This is a genomic window from Polaribacter sp. MED152 (genome assembly GCF_000152945.2).
GTDB lineage: Bacteria > Bacteroidota > Bacteroidia > Flavobacteriales > Flavobacteriaceae > Polaribacter.
This window is the reverse complement of record NC_020830.1, coordinates 2530062-2549827: the sequence shown is the minus strand read 5'-3', so window position 1 is coordinate 2549827 and position 19766 is coordinate 2530062. Positions and strand designations below refer to the sequence as shown.

The 19766-nt window shown below is 30.4% G+C and carries 20 protein-coding genes; 10 read left to right on the top strand and 10 right to left on the bottom strand.

Translation table 11 applies throughout. The features are described 5' to 3' along the window. Positions 1-8 precede the first annotated feature (8 nt). Genes hutH through hutG form a run of 4 tightly spaced genes read left to right on the top strand, consistent with a single transcriptional unit; the run spans position 9 to position 5710 of the window. The gene (hutH, locus tag MED152_RS11255; RefSeq protein ID WP_015482011.1) at positions 9-1499 is read left to right on the top strand and encodes a histidine ammonia-lyase; all 1491 of its coding nucleotides are present in this window, start codon (positions 9-11) and stop codon (positions 1497-1499) included. Between the two features lie 7 nt (positions 1500-1506). Beyond that, complete coding sequence (locus MED152_RS11250) at positions 1507-3504, top strand: urocanate hydratase (protein ID WP_015482010.1); 1998 nt, start codon at positions 1507-1509, stop codon at positions 3502-3504. Continuing rightward, a complete protein-coding gene (gene hutI / locus MED152_RS11245; protein ID WP_015482009.1) occupies positions 3504-4742 on the top strand; it encodes an imidazolonepropionase in 1239 nt (412 codons plus the stop codon). Before MED152_RS11250 ends, hutI begins: the two co-directional genes overlap by 1 nt. Positions 4743-4744: 2 nt before the next feature. Beyond that, the gene (gene hutG, locus MED152_RS11240; protein ID WP_015482008.1) at positions 4745-5710 is read left to right on the top strand and encodes a formimidoylglutamase; all 966 of its coding nucleotides are present in this window, start codon (positions 4745-4747) and stop codon (positions 5708-5710) included. Between the two features lie 55 nt (positions 5711-5765). On the opposite strand, the gene MED152_RS11235 is transcribed toward hutG, so the two are convergent. From MED152_RS11235 to MED152_RS11205, 7 genes are read right to left on the bottom strand one after another with little or no spacing between them, the layout of a single operon-like run. Next, entirely contained in the window at positions 5766-6614 is an 849-nt protein-coding gene (locus MED152_RS11235) for a pseudouridine synthase (protein ID WP_015482007.1), read from the bottom strand. A gap of 36 nt (positions 6615-6650) precedes the next feature. Continuing rightward, complete coding sequence (locus MED152_RS11230; protein ID WP_015482006.1) at positions 6651-7568, bottom strand: geranylgeranylglycerol-phosphate geranylgeranyltransferase; 918 nt, start codon at positions 7566-7568, stop codon at positions 6651-6653. A gap of 10 nt (positions 7569-7578) precedes the next feature. Continuing rightward, the gene (locus MED152_RS11225) at positions 7579-8505 is read right to left on the bottom strand and encodes a mevalonate kinase (RefSeq protein WP_015482005.1); all 927 of its coding nucleotides are present in this window, start codon (positions 8503-8505) and stop codon (positions 7579-7581) included. A gap of 51 nt (positions 8506-8556) precedes the next feature. Beyond that, entirely contained in the window at positions 8557-8961 is a 405-nt protein-coding gene (locus MED152_RS13435) for a toxin-antitoxin system YwqK family antitoxin (protein ID WP_015482004.1), read from the bottom strand. Positions 8962-8986: 25 nt separating this feature from the next. After that, entirely contained in the window at positions 8987-10066 is a 1080-nt protein-coding gene (locus MED152_RS11215) for a diphosphomevalonate/mevalonate 3,5-bisphosphate decarboxylase family protein (protein WP_015482003.1), read from the bottom strand. A 34-nt stretch (positions 10067-10100) separates the two neighbouring features. Continuing rightward, positions 10101-10787, bottom strand: a complete 687-nt coding sequence (locus MED152_RS11210) for a LytTR family DNA-binding domain-containing protein (RefSeq protein ID WP_015482002.1) — start codon at positions 10785-10787, stop codon at positions 10101-10103. Then, on the bottom strand, positions 10780-11835 hold the full coding sequence (locus tag MED152_RS11205; protein WP_015482001.1) for a sensor histidine kinase: 1056 nt from the start codon (positions 11833-11835) through the stop codon (positions 10780-10782). The genes MED152_RS11210 and MED152_RS11205 overlap by 8 nt, the downstream gene beginning before the upstream one ends. Before the next feature lie 205 nt (positions 11836-12040). Between MED152_RS11205 and MED152_RS11200 the strand changes: the two genes are divergently transcribed. The 5 genes from MED152_RS11200 to MED152_RS11180 all read left to right on the top strand — a co-directional run bounded on the left by MED152_RS11200 (position 12041) and on the right by MED152_RS11180 (position 15978). Further along, positions 12041-12376: a MotA/TolQ/ExbB proton channel family protein gene (locus MED152_RS11200; RefSeq protein WP_015482000.1), complete on the top strand. Its 336-nt coding sequence runs from the start codon at positions 12041-12043 to the stop codon at positions 12374-12376. 77 nt (positions 12377-12453) lie between these two features. Next, positions 12454-13059, top strand: a complete 606-nt coding sequence (locus tag MED152_RS11195) for a thiamine diphosphokinase (RefSeq protein WP_015481999.1) — start codon at positions 12454-12456, stop codon at positions 13057-13059. A gap of 5 nt (positions 13060-13064) precedes the next feature. Next, positions 13065-13298: a hypothetical protein gene (locus MED152_RS11190; protein ID WP_015481998.1), complete on the top strand. Its 234-nt coding sequence runs from the start codon at positions 13065-13067 to the stop codon at positions 13296-13298. A 12-nt stretch (positions 13299-13310) separates the two neighbouring features. Then, positions 13311-14897 carry a glycoside hydrolase family 30 beta sandwich domain-containing protein gene (locus tag MED152_RS11185; protein WP_015481997.1) on the top strand — a complete coding sequence of 529 codons (1587 nt, stop codon included), beginning with the start codon at positions 13311-13313 and terminating at the stop codon, positions 14895-14897. 61 nt (positions 14898-14958) lie between these two features. Beyond that, entirely contained in the window at positions 14959-15978 is a 1020-nt protein-coding gene (locus MED152_RS11180; RefSeq protein WP_015481996.1) for an aromatic acid exporter family protein, read from the top strand. Between the two features lie 7 nt (positions 15979-15985). On the opposite strand, the gene MED152_RS11175 is transcribed toward MED152_RS11180, so the two are convergent. Both MED152_RS11175 and MED152_RS11170 read right to left on the bottom strand, forming a co-directional pair. Continuing rightward, a complete protein-coding gene (locus MED152_RS11175; protein ID WP_015481995.1) occupies positions 15986-16963 on the bottom strand; it encodes an endonuclease/exonuclease/phosphatase family protein in 978 nt (325 codons plus the stop codon). Further along, positions 16963-18615 (bottom strand): mechanosensitive ion channel family protein, encoded by a 1653-nt coding sequence (locus MED152_RS11170; protein WP_148284814.1) that lies wholly within the window; start codon positions 18613-18615, stop codon positions 16963-16965. Before MED152_RS11170 ends, MED152_RS11175 begins: the two co-directional genes overlap by 1 nt. A gap of 102 nt (positions 18616-18717) precedes the next feature. On the opposite strand from MED152_RS11170, the gene MED152_RS11165 reads away from it, so the two are divergent. Then, positions 18718-19173: a hypothetical protein gene (locus tag MED152_RS11165; RefSeq protein WP_015481993.1), complete on the top strand. Its 456-nt coding sequence runs from the start codon at positions 18718-18720 to the stop codon at positions 19171-19173. Between the two features lie 61 nt (positions 19174-19234). On the opposite strand, the gene MED152_RS11160 is transcribed toward MED152_RS11165, so the two are convergent. Continuing rightward, positions 19235-19750 carry a gamma carbonic anhydrase family protein gene (locus MED152_RS11160; RefSeq protein ID WP_015481992.1) on the bottom strand — a complete coding sequence of 172 codons (516 nt, stop codon included), beginning with the start codon at positions 19748-19750 and terminating at the stop codon, positions 19235-19237. Positions 19751-19766: the final 16 nt, after the last annotated feature.

Here is a 19766-nt window from a genome sequence, read left to right as displayed (position 1 = left end):
AGAACACAATGTTTAAATACGGAATAGATACCCTTACACTTGAAAAAGTAAACAAAATAGCTAACGGAACTTTAAAAGCAGTAATTACAACCGAAGCAAAAATTAAAATTAATAGTTGTAGAGCAAAAGTTACTGCAATTACAGAAAGTGATAAAGTGGTTTATGGCATAAACACTGGTTTTGGACCTCTTTGTGATGTAAAAATCTCTAAAGAAGAAACCAACCTACTTCAAAAAAATCTATTGATTACGCACGCAGTTGGTGTAGGTGAAAACATAAACAAACGCTTATCTAAATTAATGATGATTTGCAAAGTTCATGCTCTTTGTCAAGGTTTTTCTGGTGTTCGATTAAAGCTTATAGAACGTATTGTTTTTTTTATAGAAAATGATTTATTACCAACTGTTCCTAAGCAAGGCTCTGTAGGTGCTTCTGGTGATTTAGCTCCACTTTCTCATTTATTTTTACCCTTAATTGGTGAAGGCGATTTTTTGGTAAATGATGAAATATATACTGCCAAAGAAATTTTAGAAATCTACAATTTAGATCCTATAGAACTTGAAGCTAAAGAAGGTTTAGGTTTAATTAACGGAACGCAATTTATTTTAGCACACACCATAACTGGCCTTACAAAAATGGAATACCTACTTGATTTGGCTGATGTTTCTGGAGCTATGAGTATAGAAGGTTATAAAGGTAGTTCATCTCCTTTCAAACCTGAATTGCATGAAATAAGACCTTTTAAAGGTGCTATTAAGGTGGCTAAAAGAATGAGAAATTTGTTTAAAGATTCTCAGAACATCACCTCACATGAAAATTGCGAACGTGTTCAAGATCCATATTCTATGAGGTGTATTCCACAGGTTCATGGTGCCTCTAGGAATGCATTTAATCATTTACTAGAATTAGCAGAAATAGAAATGAATTCTGTTACAGACAACCCAATTGTGCTAAGTGAAACTGAGGCTATTTCTGGAGGGAATTTTCATGGTCAGCCTTTAGCTATGGCCTTAGATTATTGCTCTATTGCAGCCTCTGAATTAGGTAATATTGCAGACAGACGTTGCTATTTATTATTGGAAGGTAAATATGGGCTACCAAGATTACTTACCAAAAGTGGTGGACTAAATTCTGGCTTTATGATTCCTCAATACACAACTGCTGCATTGGTTACAGAAAACAAATCGCTTTGCTTTCCTCCTTCTGCAGATAGTATTCCAACTTCTTTAGGTCAAGAAGACCATGTTTCTATGGGGAGTATTTCTGGCAGAAAATTAAATCAGATTTTAGAAAATTTAGAAAAGATACTAGCGATTGAATTACTCTATGCTGCACAAGCTTTAGAATTTAGAAGACCTAATACTTTTTCTGAAATTATAGAGAAAAATCATAAAATTATAAGAGCTAAGGTTAAAAAACTAGAAGAAGATCGTTTGTTGAAAGACGATATAAATGCTCTAATTCAACTCGTAAAGAACAAAAAAGTAATTGTAAAATAAATATACTATGACTTTTAAGGAAGAAATACTACAAGGAATTCCCAACAAATTACCTTCTAAAAATAGAGATTTAGAAAGCGCAAATAGAGCTCCTAAAAGAAAAGATATTTTATCGATTTCTGAAAAGAAATTGGCAATAGAAAATGCTTTACGCTACTTTCCAAAAAAGTGGCATGAAGAATTAGCACCAGAATTTGCTGCAGAGCTAATTGAATATGGAAGAATATATATGTTTCGTTTTAAACCTAAACATAAAATTTATGCTAGGCCAATTTCTCAATACCCTGCAAAAACACAAGAAGCAGCTGCTCTAATGTTAATGATTCAAAATAACCTGAATCCTGATGTAGCACAACATCCAGAAGAGCTAATTACGTATGGTGGTAATGGGGCTGTTTTCCAAAATTGGGCTCAATACTTATTGGTTATGCAATATTTGGCTTTAATGACAGAAGAACAAACTTTGCATTTGTATTCTGGCCATCCAATGGGTTTATTTCCTTCTAATAAAAACGCTCCAAGAGTAGTCGTTACAAACGGAATGATGATTCCTAATTATTCTAAACCTAATGATTGGGAAAAATTTAATGCTTTAGGCGTATCTCAATATGGCCAAATGACAGCAGGTTCTTTTATGTACATTGGGCCACAAGGAATAGTTCATGGCACAACAATTACTGTAATGAATGCCTTTCGTAAAATTTTGAAACGCGATGAAAATCCGAATGGAAAAATTTTCTTAACTGCTGGTTTAGGTGGTATGAGTGGTGCACAACCAAAAGCTGGTAACATTGCTGGCTGTATTACTATTTGTGCTGAAGTAAATAAAAACGCTGCTATAAAAAGGCATCAACAAGGTTGGGTAGATATTTTAATTGATGATATAAACATCCTAGTTGAAATCACCAAAAAAGCACAAAAAAATAACGAAATTGTATCTATTGCTTACATAGGAAATGTAATTGAAGTTTGGGAAAAATTTGATGAAGAAGACATTTTTATACACCTTGGTTCAGATCAAACCTCGCTTCATATTCCTTGGACAGGAGGATATTATCCAGCAGATTTAAGCTATGAGGAAGCCAATTCGTTAATCAAAGAAAATCCTGAATTATTTAAAGAAAAGGTTCAGCAATCGTTGATTAGACATGCAAATACAATTAATAAACATACTGAAAAAGGAACCTATTTTTTCGATTATGGAAATGCCTTTTTATTGGAAGCTTCAAGAGCAGGTGCAGATGTTATGGCTGATAATAATATCGATTTTAAATACCCATCTTATGTTCAAGATATTTTAGGACCAATGTGTTTCGATTACGGTTTTGGTCCTTTTAGATGGGTTTGTGCATCAGGTAATGATGATGATTTGGATAAAACCGATGAAATTGCTGCGAAGGTTTTACGTAAATTGATGAAGAAATCACCTCAAGAAATTCAACTTCAAATGCAAGATAACATCACTTGGATAGAAAATGCAAAATCTAACAAAATGGTGGTTGGCTCTAAAGCTAGAATTTTATACGCAGATGCAGAAGGTAGAATAGAAATTGCTAAAGCTTTTAATAAAGCTATACAAAATAAAGAAATTGGTCCTGTAATTTTGGGTAGAGATCATCATGATGTAAGTGGCACAGATTCACCATTTAGAGAAACATCTAACATTTATGATGGTAGTAAATTTACTGCAGACATGGCTATACATAATGTAATTGGAGATAGTTTTCGAGGTGCAACTTGGGTATCTATTCATAATGGAGGTGGTGTTGGCTGGGGAGAAGTTATTAATGGTGGCTTTGGAATGCTTCTAGATGGTACTTCTAAAGCCGAACAAAAACTTAAAAACATGCTCTTTTATGATGTAAATAACGGTATTGCTAGAAGAAGTTGGGCTAGAAATGATGAAGCCATTTTTGCCATTAAAAGGGAAATGGAAAGAACTCCAAACCTAAAAGTAACTTTACCTAACTTAGTAGATGAAACCTATTTAAAAAACCTCTTCTAATGCAAATACTATTTAAAAATATTAAAGAATTACTGCAAGTAAGAGAAGGTAGCATTCAATTTATTTCAGGAGAAGAAATGAACATACTACCCACCATAAAAAATGCGTTCTTACTTATAGAAAATGGTCTTATAAAAGATTTTGGACCTATGAAAAATTGTCCAAAAATCAATTGTAAAATCATTGACGCTAATGGTAGAATGATTTTACCTTCTTGGTGTGATTCTCATACACACTTGGTTTATGCTGGCAATAGAGAAGACGAATTTGTAGATAGAATTAAAGGCTTAACCTATGCACATATTGCAGAAAATGGAGGTGGAATATTAAACTCGGCCAAGAAACTACAAACCACTTCAGAAGATGAACTTTATCATCAAACTAAAAAACGCTTAGAAGAAATTATTCAGTTAGGTACAGGTTCTGTTGAAATTAAATCTGGATATGGTCTTACTAAAGATGCAGAACTGAAAATGTTACGTGTCATTAAAAGTTTAAAGGAAAATTATCCTATAGAAATTAAAGCAACTTTTTTAGGTGCACATGCAGTTCCAAAAGAATTTAAAAATAATAAAACAGGCTATTTAAACCTTTTAGTTAATGAAGTTTTACCAATAATTGAAAAAGAAAATTTAGCTGATTTCATTGATGTTTTCTGTGAACAAGGTTACTTTTCTTTAGAGGATACTAAAATGATTTTAAAAGCAGGCTCAAGATATGGCTTAAAAGGTAAAATTCATGTAAATCAATTTAATGCATTTGGTGGCATACAGGAAGGATTGAATCATAATGTTTTATCTGTAGATCATTTAGAGGTAATGAGAGATCATGATATAGCCGATTTAAAAAATACGCAAACAATGCCAGTTGCCTTACCAAGTTGTTCCTACTTTTTAGGAATACCTTATGCACCTGCTAGAAAAATGATTGATTCTGGATTGCCATTAGCCTTAGCTACAGATTATAATCCAGGCTCTACTCCTTCTGGAAACATGAATTTCGTAGTTTCTACAGCTTGCATTAAAATGAAAATGACACCTGAAGAAGCCATAAATGCAGCCACAATTAATGGTGCTTACGCTATGAATCTTCAAGAACAAGTGGGCTCTATAACTAAAGGTAAATTAGCAAACCTAATTCTTACCAAAGAAATAAATTCATACAACTACATCCCTTATTCTTTTGGTAATCCTAGTGTAGCCAAAGTATATTTAAAAGGGCAAGAAATTAAATCGTAAAAATGCAATTTCTCAAGAATTTAAAGGTTAAATATCAAGAAGCAAATAAGAAATTATATTCAGGAAGAATATCTGAGTATAATGATCAATACTGGCATGAAAAAATCTCAATCTCCAATATTTCAGACATTGATAAAAAATCAAAAAATCAATTTGGAATTATTGGTTATGCTTGCGATGAAGGTGTGAAAAGAAATTTAGGTAGAATTGGTGCAAAAAATGGACCAGATGCTGTAAGAGGCAAATTAGGAAAATTACCCATCCATTTTAATGATAAAAAAATCACAGATTTTGGTGATATTATTTGCACTGAAAACAATTTAGAAGATTGCCAAATTGCTTTCTCTAAAACAATTTCTCAATTAATATCCAACAACTACTTTCCAATTGGAATTGGTGGAGGGCATGATATTGCTTATGCCACATTTAATGGAATCAAAAATGGAGTAAAAAATAGTAAAGAACAGAAAATCGGAATTATAAATTTTGATGCTCATTTTGATTTAAGAACAACAACTTTTCAACCAAATTCTGGCACGCCCTTTCATCAAATATTATCAGAAAATGATAATGTAACCTATTTGGCAATTGGCATTCAACAACAATCTAATACCAAAGAATTATTTGAAACTGCAAGAGAAAAAAACGTTTCATTCATTACCAATTTAGAATGTGAAACCTTTTCTAAAGACATTAAATCTAAGTTGAACTCCTTTTTAGCTAAAATGGATTTGCTCTACATAACTATAGATTTAGATGGATTATCATCTGCATATGCTCCTGGAGTAAGTGCACCTTCTCCTTTTGGATTGTCCCCCAATTTTGTTCATCAAGCTTTAACTTATTTATTAAAAAGCAAGAAAACTATTGCTTGTGATATTGCAGAACTTAACCCAATTTATGATCAAGATGACATTACAGCTCAACTTGCTGCAAAGTTGATAGACTGCATTATAGTTAACGCATAAAAAAACCTTTTAAGAAAAACTTAAAAGGTTTATTAAATTGTTTTGCAAATAACAATTATTTCATCATTTGTAAATTGCTTACTTCTTGATTAGTTAAAGCTCTCCATCTACCTCTTGGTAAATTTTTCTTAGTTAACTCAGCAAAAATAACTCTATCTAGTTTGTTTACTTTATAGCCTACGTGTTCAAAAATCTTTCTTACAATTCTATTTCTACCAGAATGAATTTCGATACCAATTTCTGTTTTAGGTTGCCCATCTACATAAGAAACAGCGTCTATAAATACTTTTCTACCTTCAATAATTACTTCACCTCTTAACTTTTCTAAATCCTTTAGATCTAGTTTTCTATCTAAAGAAGCATGATATAATTTACGCACATTGTGCTTTGGATGCGTTAATTTTTTAGCCAAATCACCATCATTGGTAAATAATAGTAGACCAGTTGTGTTTCTATCTAAACGTCCAACAGGATAAATTCTTTCTTTTGATGCATTAGAGACCAAATCCATTACTGTTTTACGTCCACGATCATCATCCATGGTAGTAATGTAATTTTTAGGCTTATTTAATAAAATATACCTTTTTTGCTCTGGTGTAATAGATGTACCATCAAATTGTACAACATCATCTGGCTGTACTTTATAGCCCATTTCTGTAACCAACTTACCATTAACCTTTACACTTCCATGTTCTATATACGTATCTGCTTCTCTTCTAGAACAAACTCCAGAATTGGCAATGTATTTGTTTAAACGTATTCCTGTTGATGAGTTGGTTTGGCTTGATTGCGAAGATTTGCTAGAATCTTTTTTTGAAGTTCTCTTGTTAGAGGGTTTTCTACTTAGAGGCTTACTATTTTTGCCTTCAAGTCGTCTTCTCGACGAGTTTTTATTTGAATTCATTTTATAAATTTTTGCAAAGGTACTTAAATTAGATTTCTAATTTAGGCTATCTATTACTTTTTCTAAGAGCAATGAAGTATCTATAAAAACCAAACAAAAAACACCTATTAAGAGTAAGATCTTCAAAGTATTATGTAACAATCTATATTGATTTTTCTGGTGTGACACCCAAAGTAAAATACCAACAGCAATTAAGGTAACCAAGGCTAAGTAAAAATAATATTTCATGTAACTCAATTCAGGAAAACGAAATAATATAGCAATTGGAAATATGGTAGAAATTAATAAAACAATCGATAATTCTTTCGTTTTTCGCTCACCATAAGCCACAGAAAAAGTATTATAATTATTGGCTAGAGCACCTTTCATATTTTCTAAATCTTTAATTAACTCTCTAACCATAATTACTAAAAATAGAAAAATGGCATGCACAAAGATAATTTCTGAGAAGTTTTTGAAATACACAAAAATGACAAAAAAGGGTAAGATGGTTAAAACAGTGGCTGATATTAATCCTGTAAAAGGATATTTTTTTAGCTTGTGCGAATAAAACCAAATTCCGAAAATATAAACCGAAAAGAAAAGAGCAGCTTTCCAACTTACCAACCAAGAAAATACAAAGCCAACAAAATTTAATAGAAAGTAGAGACTTAATTTAGTCTCCTGCTTTACGTAATTATCAATCCCTGTTTTTACTGGTCTATTTATTCTATCTACCTTAACATCATAAAAATTATTGATGATATACCCAGCTGCCACAACACAAACAGTTGCAATTACAGTAAATAATAAGTGTAAATCAAAAACAACAGCTCTAATCGAATTTTGAGGTGAAAATATAAAGATAGCCGCTAAATATTGAGCAGCAATTAGTACCAAAATGTTATAGCCTCTTACAACAGATAGTAAACTAAAAATTTTTTTAAGGAAAGTCTTCATTTTAGAAGAACTCATAAGAGATGATTTAGAATCTGTATACTAATTCTAACTTGTAATCTTTAAGGCTTTCTTGCGCTTTTTTATAATCTTCTGTAAAACCTAAGATGTAACCACCACCTCCTGAACCACATAATTTCAAGTAGTAATCGTTAGAATTTATACCTTGTGCCCAAATTTTATGAAAAGCAACAGGTATCATTGGCTTAAAGTTCTTTAAAACAACTTTAGATAATTTTTTAACATTACCAAAAAGAGAAGAAACATTACCAGATAAGAAGTCTTCTATACAAGCATCTGTATGCATTGCAAATTCTTCGCTTATCATTTTTCTAAACCCTTCGTTTTTCATTTTATTCATAAAAATGTTAACCATAGGTTCAGTTTCTCCTATTTGCTCAGAATCTAACAAAAACACTGCTCCTTTCCCCTCTTTTTGCGAAGGAATTCCTGCAGGTTCAATATTTTCTTTTGAGTTGATTAAAATTGGTAAACTTAAATAAGAGTTTAAAGGATCTAATCCAGAACTTTTACCATGAAAAAAAGATTCCATTAAAGAAAATATTTCCTTTAATTTAAGTAGTTTTTCTCTGGTTAAATTTTCTAAAACCGTAATTTTATCTGTAGCATATTTATCATAAATAGAGGCTACTAAAGCTCCTGAACTTCCTACTCCATAACCCTGAGGAATAGAAGAATCGAAATACATACCGTTTTCGATATCATTTTTAAAAGCTTCTAAATTAAAAGTTACTTTATCTGAATTTAACTGAGATAAGTGATTGTAAAAACGAAGTAAATTAGCATTAGATTCTTTAGCTGCACCTTCTAAAACTTTAGATGATTTTAAAGCACCTCTATAAGCGTTAAATGGTATGGCTAAACCTTTTGAATCTTTAATGATTCCATATTCTCCAAAAAGAAGAATTTTAGCATAAAATAATGGACCTTTCATTTCTCTTTTACAATTGTTTTACAAAAATACGAATATTTATGTTAATAGGATTTACAGGTTTTTGTAAAAAGTTTTCCAAACTCCCACTTTTTCACCATTCTTGTATTTCCCTTTTTTTATAATTTTTCCGTTTTTATCATAGGTTTTCCAAACACCTTCCCTTAAACCATCTTCATAAAAACCAATACTTTTTAATTCTCCAGAATCGTAATACATTAAAAACTTACCATCTGGTTTTCCTTTAATATAGTTGGCTTCTTGTGCTTTTTTTCCAGAAATATAGTAGTCTATAATCCATTGCTTTTTAGATTTTTCTGTAGCAATTGTTCTGTAATAAACCGCTTTTTCTTTGGTAACTACATTCCAATTGGCATCAAAATAAACCTTGCTTTGAGCTTGAGATGCAAAAGAAATAAAAAGTAAAAAAAGTAAAGGTGATATTATTTTGAAATTCATAAAGGGCTTATTAACAGCAAGTAAGTTACATTTTTGTAGCGCCTAAACCTACTGTATCACAAATATAATGATTTTTCTGACAGTACTTAGACAACTCTTTATCAATGAATTGTAGCACTTCATCTTTCTCATTTTCAGGAAACAACACATGTACGTTTGCACCTGCATCTAGAGTAAAACAAATATTACTATTGGTATTATTTCTGTACTCCCAGATGCTGTTAATGATCTCTAGCGTATTTGGTTTCATCAAAATAAAATAAGGAGAACTTGTAAGCATCATTGCATGTAGTGTAAGCGCCTCACTTTCTACCAAATGAATAAATTCTTTAATTTTACCTTCTTGTAAAATGGTAGTAATTTTTCCAAGATTGTCATTCGCTTGTTGAAACCTATTTGTTGCATAAGGATGATTGTGCATTAAGTTATGCCCAACAGTACTCGAAACTTGTTTTTCACCTTTATCTACCAGTAAAATTACATCTTGGTAATTTTGAAAAATAGGATCTACTTTAAAAGGAAATTGCACACCATACAAATCTGAACTTTCTACAATTGCAGGATGTTCTCCCCAAACAACTAAAGGCCCTTCTATACTTCTACTTGCACTTCCAGAACCTAGCCTAGCCAAAAAAGATGCTTTTTTATTTATGAAATCTTGAGATAAATCTTGTACCAATTCATTTTCTAAGCTCATTAAGCACATTGCAATTGCACTTAATCCACTTGCTGAAGAAGCAATTCCACTGGAATGAGGAAATGAGTTTTCTGAATTTATCGTCATTTTATAATTAAAAATGTAAGGACAATAGTCTTGTATTCGTTTAAAAAACTCTGCAATTTTAGGCTTAAATTCTTCTTTCTTTTTACCTTCAAAAAACAAATCAAAAGTAACCTCAGTGGTTTTTTCTATCTTCTCAAACTCAATAGTGGTTATTGTATGGCAGTTATTTAAAGTAAAGCTAATAGAAGCGTTTTTTGGTATTTGAGGATTGCTCTTACCCCAATATTTAACCAATGCAATGTTACTTGGAGTTTTCCAAGTAAACTTTGTGTTTTCTATTAAATTTATGTCTGATTTTACTAAAAACTGATCTGTATTCAAAGTATAAAAATTTACTACAAATATAAACCTATAACTATAATTCTGCTAATTTATCTAAAACCGATTCTTTATAACTTCTACTAATAGGCACAGCTTTATCTTTAATTTCTAAGAACTCATTTGTGTAAGAATTTATCTTTTTTATTGCTGCTATAAAAGATCTATGAGTTCTAATAAACAGTTGTTTTGGTAATTTTTCTTCAAATCCGCTTATGGTTTCTCTACAAACCACAGTTTTATCTTCCAAGTAAATTCTAAGGTAATCACTTAAGCTTTCTATATATAAGATAGAATTGAAATCTATCTTTATCATTTTTCGATCTGACCTTACGAACATAAAATCATGTTTCACCTCAACTTTATCTTCAACACTTGTCGCTTTTTCTACGGCTTCTAAAAATCGATCAAAAGAGAATGGTTTTAACAAATAATCTACAATATTTAAATTAAAACCTTCCACAGCATAATCTCTATAAGCCGTTGTAAAAATAATTTTTGAGTTGTTTTTAATGATTTTTGCCAAACTCAAACCACTTATTTCTGGCATGTTTATGTCTAAAAAATAAAGATCAACTGTATTAGACTGCATGAACAAAATAGCTTCTGATGCATTTTTACATACCTTTTTCAAGACTAAAAAAGGTGTTTTTAGAATATAGGATTCTAAAATTTCTCTAGCCATTGGCTCATCATCTACAATAACACAACTGTACTTATTCATGCTTTTTTATTGGGATTGACAATTGAACTGAATACAAATCTGAGTTACTCTTAATATTTAAATCAAAAGTATCATTATAAATCATTTCTAATCGCTTTTTTATATTAACCAGGCCAATACCTTCTTTTGTTTGGCTCTTAAAGTTGGTAGAATTGATCATTTTAAAAATCAAACTATGCTCTACTAGCTCTAAATGAATTTTAACTTTTAAAACGTTGTTTATTTGATGTCCATGTTTAAAAGCATTTTCTACAAAAGGCAAAAATAGCATAGGTGGAATTTCTATATCATCATTAATACCTTCAGCAACAAAATCCACGTCTAAACCATCCTGAAAGCGCAGTTTTTCTAAAGAGATGTAATTATTAATGTGTTTTATTTCGTCATTTAAAGATACAAAAGGCTCTTCTATTTGATATAAAATATAATCTAATAAATTAGAAAGCTTAAGTATCATTTCTGAAGTATGTTCAGATTTTTTTAAGGCAAAACCGTAAATAGTATTCAAAGTATTGAATAAAAAATGAGGATGAATTTGCATTTTTAAAAACCTTAATTCTTGCTCTTTTAATTGCAGTTCTGTTTTTAAAATTTTGGTTTCTAAAACTCGTTTATCATCAATAGTTTTTAGATTATATTTTACTACTTTATAACTACTCATAATAGCCACAATAAAGAACACACAAACTAAAATAACACTAGGGTTTTTGGTTAAACTTGGCATTGTTTGATAATCTAAATTATAGAAAAACACAAAACCAAAAACCATAGTCATTAAAACCACACTCATGCTAAATAAAAAAGCATAAATGGTATATAAAGCAAACTTGCTGTACTTTTTTTGTATTAAATAATCTGGAATAATTTGATACATAAAACTGTAAGAAGCTACAATGGATACTGCACTTAAAATGGTAGAAAACCAAAAAATAAAACTCTTATTGGCAGAACCTACACTAAAAAAAGTAAAAAAGAAAAACCAAATACCTACCCAAAACAAGAGGTGTAAAGGCACTTTTTTTATTTTATGAAGTACATTTTTATTCATACTACAAAATAAGGTTTTTTTTATCTTGCAAAAGTAAACTAGAGACGAATTACAGTTTTAATAGTCGATTCTACTTGTTTTGTGTAAAATAGTACTAAGACTAACATTTAGGTTAAAAGCAGTTGAAATTTAGAAGTTCGTCGCAAATAAAATTACAAACTACTATTTAAAGATACATTTACACTATAATTAAAAAAGATACATTATGAACTTTATTATGGAAGGTGGACCAATATTTATGGTTCCTTTATTACTACTATTAATTGCAATTATTGTTTTATTTGTAAAAGGATTAAAAGACAATTCTGAAAAAACTAGAAATTTATTAAAAGAACTTAGTTTATTTTCTTTTGTGTTTGGAGTTTTAGGTTTTATTATTGGAATGCTAGGTGCCTTAGAAGCCATTTCACAAGCAGCAGATATTTCTTCACAAGTTTTGGCTGGCGGTCTTAAAGTTGGCTTATTGTCCCCCACTTTTGGTTTAGTAATCTTTCTAATTGGGAAACTTTTTTCTATTATTTTGATTTCTAAAAAAAGCTAATTATTCACATTATTTGCTTTTAAAAACATCAACTCTGTATTAGAGTTGATGTTTTTTTTGTTTGTATTTTTGTGTAAATGAAAAAAGACAAAGTTTTCTTATTATTAAATGGTGATAAACCAAAGAAATTACCAAATTTAGATAAGTATAAACTCATTTGCGCTACTGATGGTGCTTACAAATATTTAGAAGAAAACAACGTTTCTCCTAATTTTGTCACTGGCGATTTTGATTCTTTAACCAATTTTCCAAAAGAAATAGAATTCATAGAAACTCCAGATCAAGATTTTACAGATTTTGATAAAATACTTCAAATTCTATTTGATAAAGGATTTTATCATATTGATGTTTTTGGTGCAAGTGGTGCAGAACAAGATCATTTTTTGGGTAATTTACACACAACTATTCAATGGCAACACAAATTAAAACTTACCTTTTTTGATAATTATAGCATGTATTTTTTAGCTGATAAGGTTACATCAATTAAAAACTGCAAAGAAAAAATTGTTTCACTAATACCTTTTCCTGAAGCAAAGCAAATTTCCACTCAAGGATTGCAATATCCTTTAAAAAACGAAAACTTGACTTTTGGAGAAAGAATAGGCACTAGAAATAAAGCTGTTAAAAATGAACTTAGTATTTCCTTTACAGAAGGAAATTTATTTATCTTCATCAATCATTAAATAAAATGGATAGAAAAATTAAATTATTGTGGGATTTTAGAGGCTCTGATGCAAAAGAAACTGCAAAACATCATACTATACATTTAAAAGAATTTGCTGTTTTAGAAAAACTAGCGTTTCATGAAATTGACATCAAAGAAAACAATCCTATGTTGGTTTCTGCCTACATAATTGTTGATGAAAAAGACATGAAAACGTATAGAGATGCCTTAAAACCACATAGAGGAGAAATAGCATAAATTAGAAATACAATGCCAGTAAAAAGTATCAACCAATACATAGTAAAATCATTAATTTTATTTAGTTTCCTTTTAATTGGTAGTTGTAAACCGCAAAAAGAGTCTAAGAAATACAAACTAGAAGTTTACCAAACTTCTTTTTCTGGTGATAACCTAAAATTAGTCACAACAGCTAATAATTCAGAAGATAAAAAAGCCTCAAAAAAAGTTAATATTTCAATTCATCCTGAAGTTGAATTTCAAAAATATTATGGATTTGGAGCATCATTTACAGAATCTTCAGCTTGGAATTTGGCAACAATTCCTGCAGATCTTCGTAAAGATGTATTAAACAAACTTTTTAGCCCAACAAAGGGCGTTGGCTTTTCATTAACCAGAACTCATATAAATAGTAGCGACTATTCCAACAATCACTATACGTATGTAGAGGAAAACGATTTGAGTTTATCAACACTTAGTATTCACGAAGATTTAAAAGGATTCACAGGAAACGAAAACAATCAAGTAAAAAACATTGTTCTAGAAGAGCCTAGTTATGATTTAATACCAATGATTAAAGAGGCTTTAGATGTTGAAGGTGCAGATTTTAAATTGATTGCTTCACCCTGGAGCCCTCCTTCTTGGATGAAAAGTAATGAAACTAGCCCAATGACAAATGGTAGTTTACTCCCAAAATACTATCCTATTTGGGCAGAATATTTGTCTAAATATGTAAGCGCCTATAAAGAAGAGGGAATTGATATTTGGGGTTTAACTCCACAAAATGAACCACTTCATTATCATGATGCTAGATGGGATAGTAATGGTTTTACACCAGAACAAGGTAGAGATTTTTTAAAAAATCATTTAGGCCCTCAATTTGTAAAAGATGGTCATTTAAATACTTCTAATCTAAATGAAGGCGTTAAAATTATAATCTACGACCATAACAAATCTGTGATGAATAATTATGCAAACACCATCTATAATGATGCTGAAGCGAATAAATATGCTTGGGGAACTGGGTTTCATTGGTATGCCAATTCTGAGTTGAAAGCAAATAACTATTATGCTCATGAACTAGACAAACTGCATAAAAACTGGCCTAAAAAAGCCATGATTCATACCGAATCTAGTATTGATTTAGATGTTAAAGATCCTATTGGCCAGTATTGGAGAGAAAGCACAGATTATGCAGGTAAATTTATTCCTTTTGAAACTTATGCCTATGATATTATTACAGATTTAAATCATGGTACACAAGGCTATATTGAATGGTGCATGATTTTAAGTAATGAAGGCAAACCAAATCCTTATGACAATTTTAATAGCGCTCCTGTTCTGATAAATCCAAATACAGACGAAGTCATATACACTCCTTTATATTATTTATTGGGCCATTTTAGTAAATTTATTAGGCCTAATGCAGTTAGAATTGATGCAAAAAGTTCAAAAATTGATGGTGTTATTTACACTACTGCTAAGAATAAAGATGGCAGTTTAGTACTTGTAGTTTACAACAATAACGAAGATTCATTTGAAATTTCTTTGAATATAGAAAATGATAATTATAGTTCAATAATTGAGGCAAAAGCGATGCAAACCATTGTTTTAAAGTAGCAATATTACCCATAATTTTGATTGATAAAATTCTCAAAACTAAAAGTATACAGTCTTAAAAATGAATATTAATTTTATAAAAGACATAAGTAAAGGGGAAGCAAAAGATGCTTTTCGATTGGCAATTCAATCTGCTTTAGCTGGCGCTATTTGCTATTATTTAATGGTTCTTTTGGGCATTTCTGAACGTTTTGTTGGAGTTTTATCTGCTATTTTAGTAATCGAGCCAAGTATTGGCAATACCTTTCAGCAGGCAAAAGGTAGAATTCTTTCTACAATTGTAGGTATCATAATTGGTTTTGTTTTTGTAGCCTTAATTCCTTGGGAGTTGGGTGTAATTCTATCTTTACTTCTTTCGCTTTTTATCATTAACGGAATTGCAAGTTTTAGACCTGAATGGAGGTATGGGGTTGTCGCTGCAGTTGCATTAGCCTTGGGTTCTGAAGGTGATGCTTACGATTTGGCCTTAAACAGATTACTTTCTATAGGATTTGGTGTAACAGTCGGAATTTTAATTTCGCTAATCGTTTGGCCAGACACCTCAGAAAACAGAACAATTAGATACATTCGTAAAGCTTTAAAAAATACTTGCGATCGTTTTAGAATTGAATTTGGTAATACCAGAGATGAAAAAAATGAGAAAACCACTAAGGTAAATAACAACTTTAGCACAAATATAAATCAAGCTAAAAACACTGCAGAGTCAATTACTTTTAATGATAAAAAATCTATTTTGCAGCTCATAGAAAGTACAGAAAGGTTGTATAATTCTATTACTATAATTCAAAGAGTTGCAGACAAATCGAACTCTAATATTACAAATGGTGAAGCAGGAATCGAAAAAAATTCTGAAAAAGTAACTGAAAAAGCTTGCGAAATAATTGAGTCTTTTTCTAAAAAAGAAAAAGTTACGGAAGAAGATTTATCTAAATTTTCTGAGTTGATAGATACCACTAAATCTAATATTCAAATTAAAGTAGATGATAAAGAACTAAGTCTTTTAAGAAATACTTTTATGTTTGGTTTAATTGAAATTGAAGATTCCATTCAACAGCTCTATAAAAATTTTAAAGAGCAATAATTCACATTTATTTTAACTTAAACTTCATAAAAACTGGTAGGTGATCTGAAGCCTGTTCATATTCATTCAATACACGACCTGAAACATATTCTATAGTTTCTTTTGTGTAAAAAATGTAATCAATTCTTTCATAAGGATCTTTTGTATCAAAAGTATTGGCAATTGCATCATAATTAAAAGCCGCATTTCCTATGTTATCATCCTTAAAAAACGTTTGTACTACAGATGACTTATCTCTAGCTCTAGCGTTAAAATCACCTAAAAGTAGAGTTGGATAATCGTTTTTGTATTTATTAAAAATAGCCTCTACTTCTTGAAATTGTTTTGCTCTTGTTGGTTTATCAAAAGCTTCTAAATGAATATTTATAATTACAATTTCTTTACCATTAATATTGGCTTTTACAATTTGAGCCAACCTTTCTAAATAAAAAGCATCTCTATAAAAAGGAGAATCTTCTACTCTAGAAAGTACCACTCTTTCTTGATTTGCTAAAGGATATTTACTTAGAATAGATTGCCCAGAAATTACTTTACCAAAATGCATACTAATTGGCCAATAAGGAAAAGGTAAATAGTTTTCATCCCAATTTACAGTTCTTGCACTGTAATTGTAGCCTAAACTTGCAACTTCTTCTTCCTGATTTATATGATAAGAGCGTGATGCGTTATAATCAATTTCTTGAAAAGCAATAATATCTGGATTTACAGCCTGTGTTTCTTTTTTTACCTTTTGTAAATTGGCCTTAAATAAACTTTTTGGCTTTGGTACAGGTCTGTTATTCGTCATTCCACTTAAATAACCAATATTATAAGTTGCTATGCTAAAAACGGAATCATTTTCACCTGTTGCCATACTCGAATTATGAGTTATACTTGAATACTCACTTTCCTCTAAACTGGGTGATGATGCCCAAAAATAAAAAACAACCAATGCAATAATTAGCAACCCTAAAAGACGTAAAATTATTTTAAATAAATTCTTCATTAACTTTCTGGTGTGTTTTCTGGTGGAACATCATTTTTAAACTCAGTAAGAATATTTTGTATTGTAGCATTAATACTTTCTTTACTGGTATTGTATTTAGGTGATAAATTACTTTTATCTGGAAATTGCTCTATAGTTACAGTTGTAGATGGGAATGCAAACTCTACACCCAAAGCAGCCGCTAATTTTATAATAGCAATATGCAGCCTATGTTTAGAAGTTTGTTCTTCGCTCCATGCTAAACTTTTAAAATATACGTTTACCATTATTAATAAAGCAGAATCTCCAAAACCTGTAAACTCTACATTGTAAGAATCAGATCTGGTTTCTGGATGTTCTATAATTATTTGGCGAACACCATTTACAAAAGCCTCTATTAATTCTGGTGGAGTATCATACCTTAAACCAAGATTGGTATTATACCTTCTGTATAAACGTAAGCCCTTATTATTGATTACAATTTCAGAAAGTTTACTATTTGGTATTTGATAAATTGAAGTATCTGCAGCTCTAACTCTAGTAGACCTAAATCCTACTCTTTCAACAGTTCCTACAACTTCACCTGCTTCTATCCAATCGTCTATATGAAAGGGTTTATCTAAGAAAATCATTATGGTTCCAATCAAATTCTTAACAGTGTCTTGCGATGCTAAAGCAAAAGCCAAACCACCAATTGTAGCACCTGCTATTAACGTTGTAGTATCTACACCAAATATGGTTAATAATCTAAAGAACCCTAAAACAAGTACTAAACCTGTAAAAAAGTTATTTAGAATTGGCACTAATTGATCATCTAACCTGCTGTGTGTATTTTCTGTAAACTCAGCATAAATTTTCATCACTACTTTAATCAGCTTTAAGAAAACGTAAATCCAAAAAACAGTTTCAACGATACTCAATCCAAGAAAAACCCATCTATTTACTTCTAAAGTGAATTGTAAAGAAGGAAAAACTACATCTATCAAATTAATAGAAAGCAACAAGCTAATTGGGTGTGCCAATTTTTTTAGCACCTTATCTACTTCTAAATCAGCATTACTTTTAGTAATATAATGTTGAATTTTCTTTAATAACCAAAAGGCAATTTTTCTAAAGAAATAATACAATAGAATTACTAAACTCAGTAAAATTAATAGCGCAACTAATTGCCAAATTTCGATACCAAAAAATCCTTTATGGCCATATTCAGGCACTATTTCTTGCAACCAATTTATATACCAAGGAAAAACATTGTTGTAGATTGCATCGATTTTCAGTACAGTTTCTTCTGAATAATACCAATTGTTCCCTTTTTTTTCTAAATAAATTTCTGGCAATCTGTTTGGAAAAATGATATACTTAGAATATGCATTAATACCTACAGAATCTTTATAATCTTCGTCTGTTGGTATTGAATTTAAATCAATATAAAGACCTTTACCATCTAAAACCTGCTTTATTTTAATGGCCTTCCTTACTGCTTTTTTCTGCTCTAAACCTCTAATAGTTTTTGCAGATTTCTTAGGTTGATAATTATCATCCTGTAAAAAATTTAAGTGTGTATTTAGTGTAGCTCTTGGGTTACTTAAATCTACAAAAACGCTATCAGACGCAATGTCTTGAGCCATTATTATTGATGGTAGAAATAATAAAATGCACAGTAATTTCTTCATTCTCAATATTGTTAAATACTTGTTAAACAGAAAACAAATTTAAACCTTTTCTAATTTCTAAGGTCAAAGAAGTATAAATAAAACATTAAACAAATTATAATTATGAAAAAAATAGCAAGCATTTTAGTTTTAGTATTCGGATTTACTTTTACTACTCAAGCACAGAAAAAAAGAAAAGATAAAAGACCTAATTTTTCTGTTGAACAACGTACTGAATTAGCAGTTAAAAAAATGACTTTAGATTTAGATTTATCAGAAAAGCAACAAGATGAAATTAAACCATTATTAATGAACCAAGCAGCAGAAAGAAAAGCTGCAATGGAAAAAAGAAAAGCTTTACGTGATGAAGATAAAAAGCCATCTGCAGATGAACTTTTTGCAATGAGAAGTCAGCAATTAGAAGCTAAAATTGAATTCAAAAATAAAATGAAGGATATTTTAAAAGCAGAGCAGTTTGAGAAGTTTGAAAAAATGAATGAAGAGAGAAAACAAAAAGGAAAAAAGATGATGAAACGAAAAAGAATGAAAAAAAGAATGGAAAACAGAAGAGAGAGATAGAAAACTAGTTTTGGTTGATTAGTTGAATTGATGCCCGATTTCGAATAGGAAATCGGGTTTTTTATTCTTTAAACCAACTTGAATATTTTACATAGTTATTGGCAATTCTATCAATTTCTCCAGAAATTAATTCTTTAGAAATATCCTTAACTTTTTTAGCAGGAACACCTGCATAAATACTACCAATTTCTACTCTAGTATTTTTGGTTACAACAGCACCTGCAGCTATAATTGAATTAGATTCTACAATACAATCATCCATAATAATAGAACCCATACCTACCAAAACATTGTCATGAATTGTACAACCATGAACAATTGCATTATGACCTACAGAAACATTATTACCTATTGTAGTTGGCGATTTTTGATACGTTGCATGTATGACTGCACCATCTTGAATATTCACCTTATTCCCTATTTTAATATAATGCACATCTCCTCTAATTACAGCATTGTACCAAACAGAACATTCTTTACCTAAAGAAACTTCACCTAAAATTGTGGCATTTTCAGCCACAAAACAATCTTCAGGAATTTGTGGTGTAAATCCTCTTACAGCTTTAATAATTGGCATAATTCAACTTTGATTT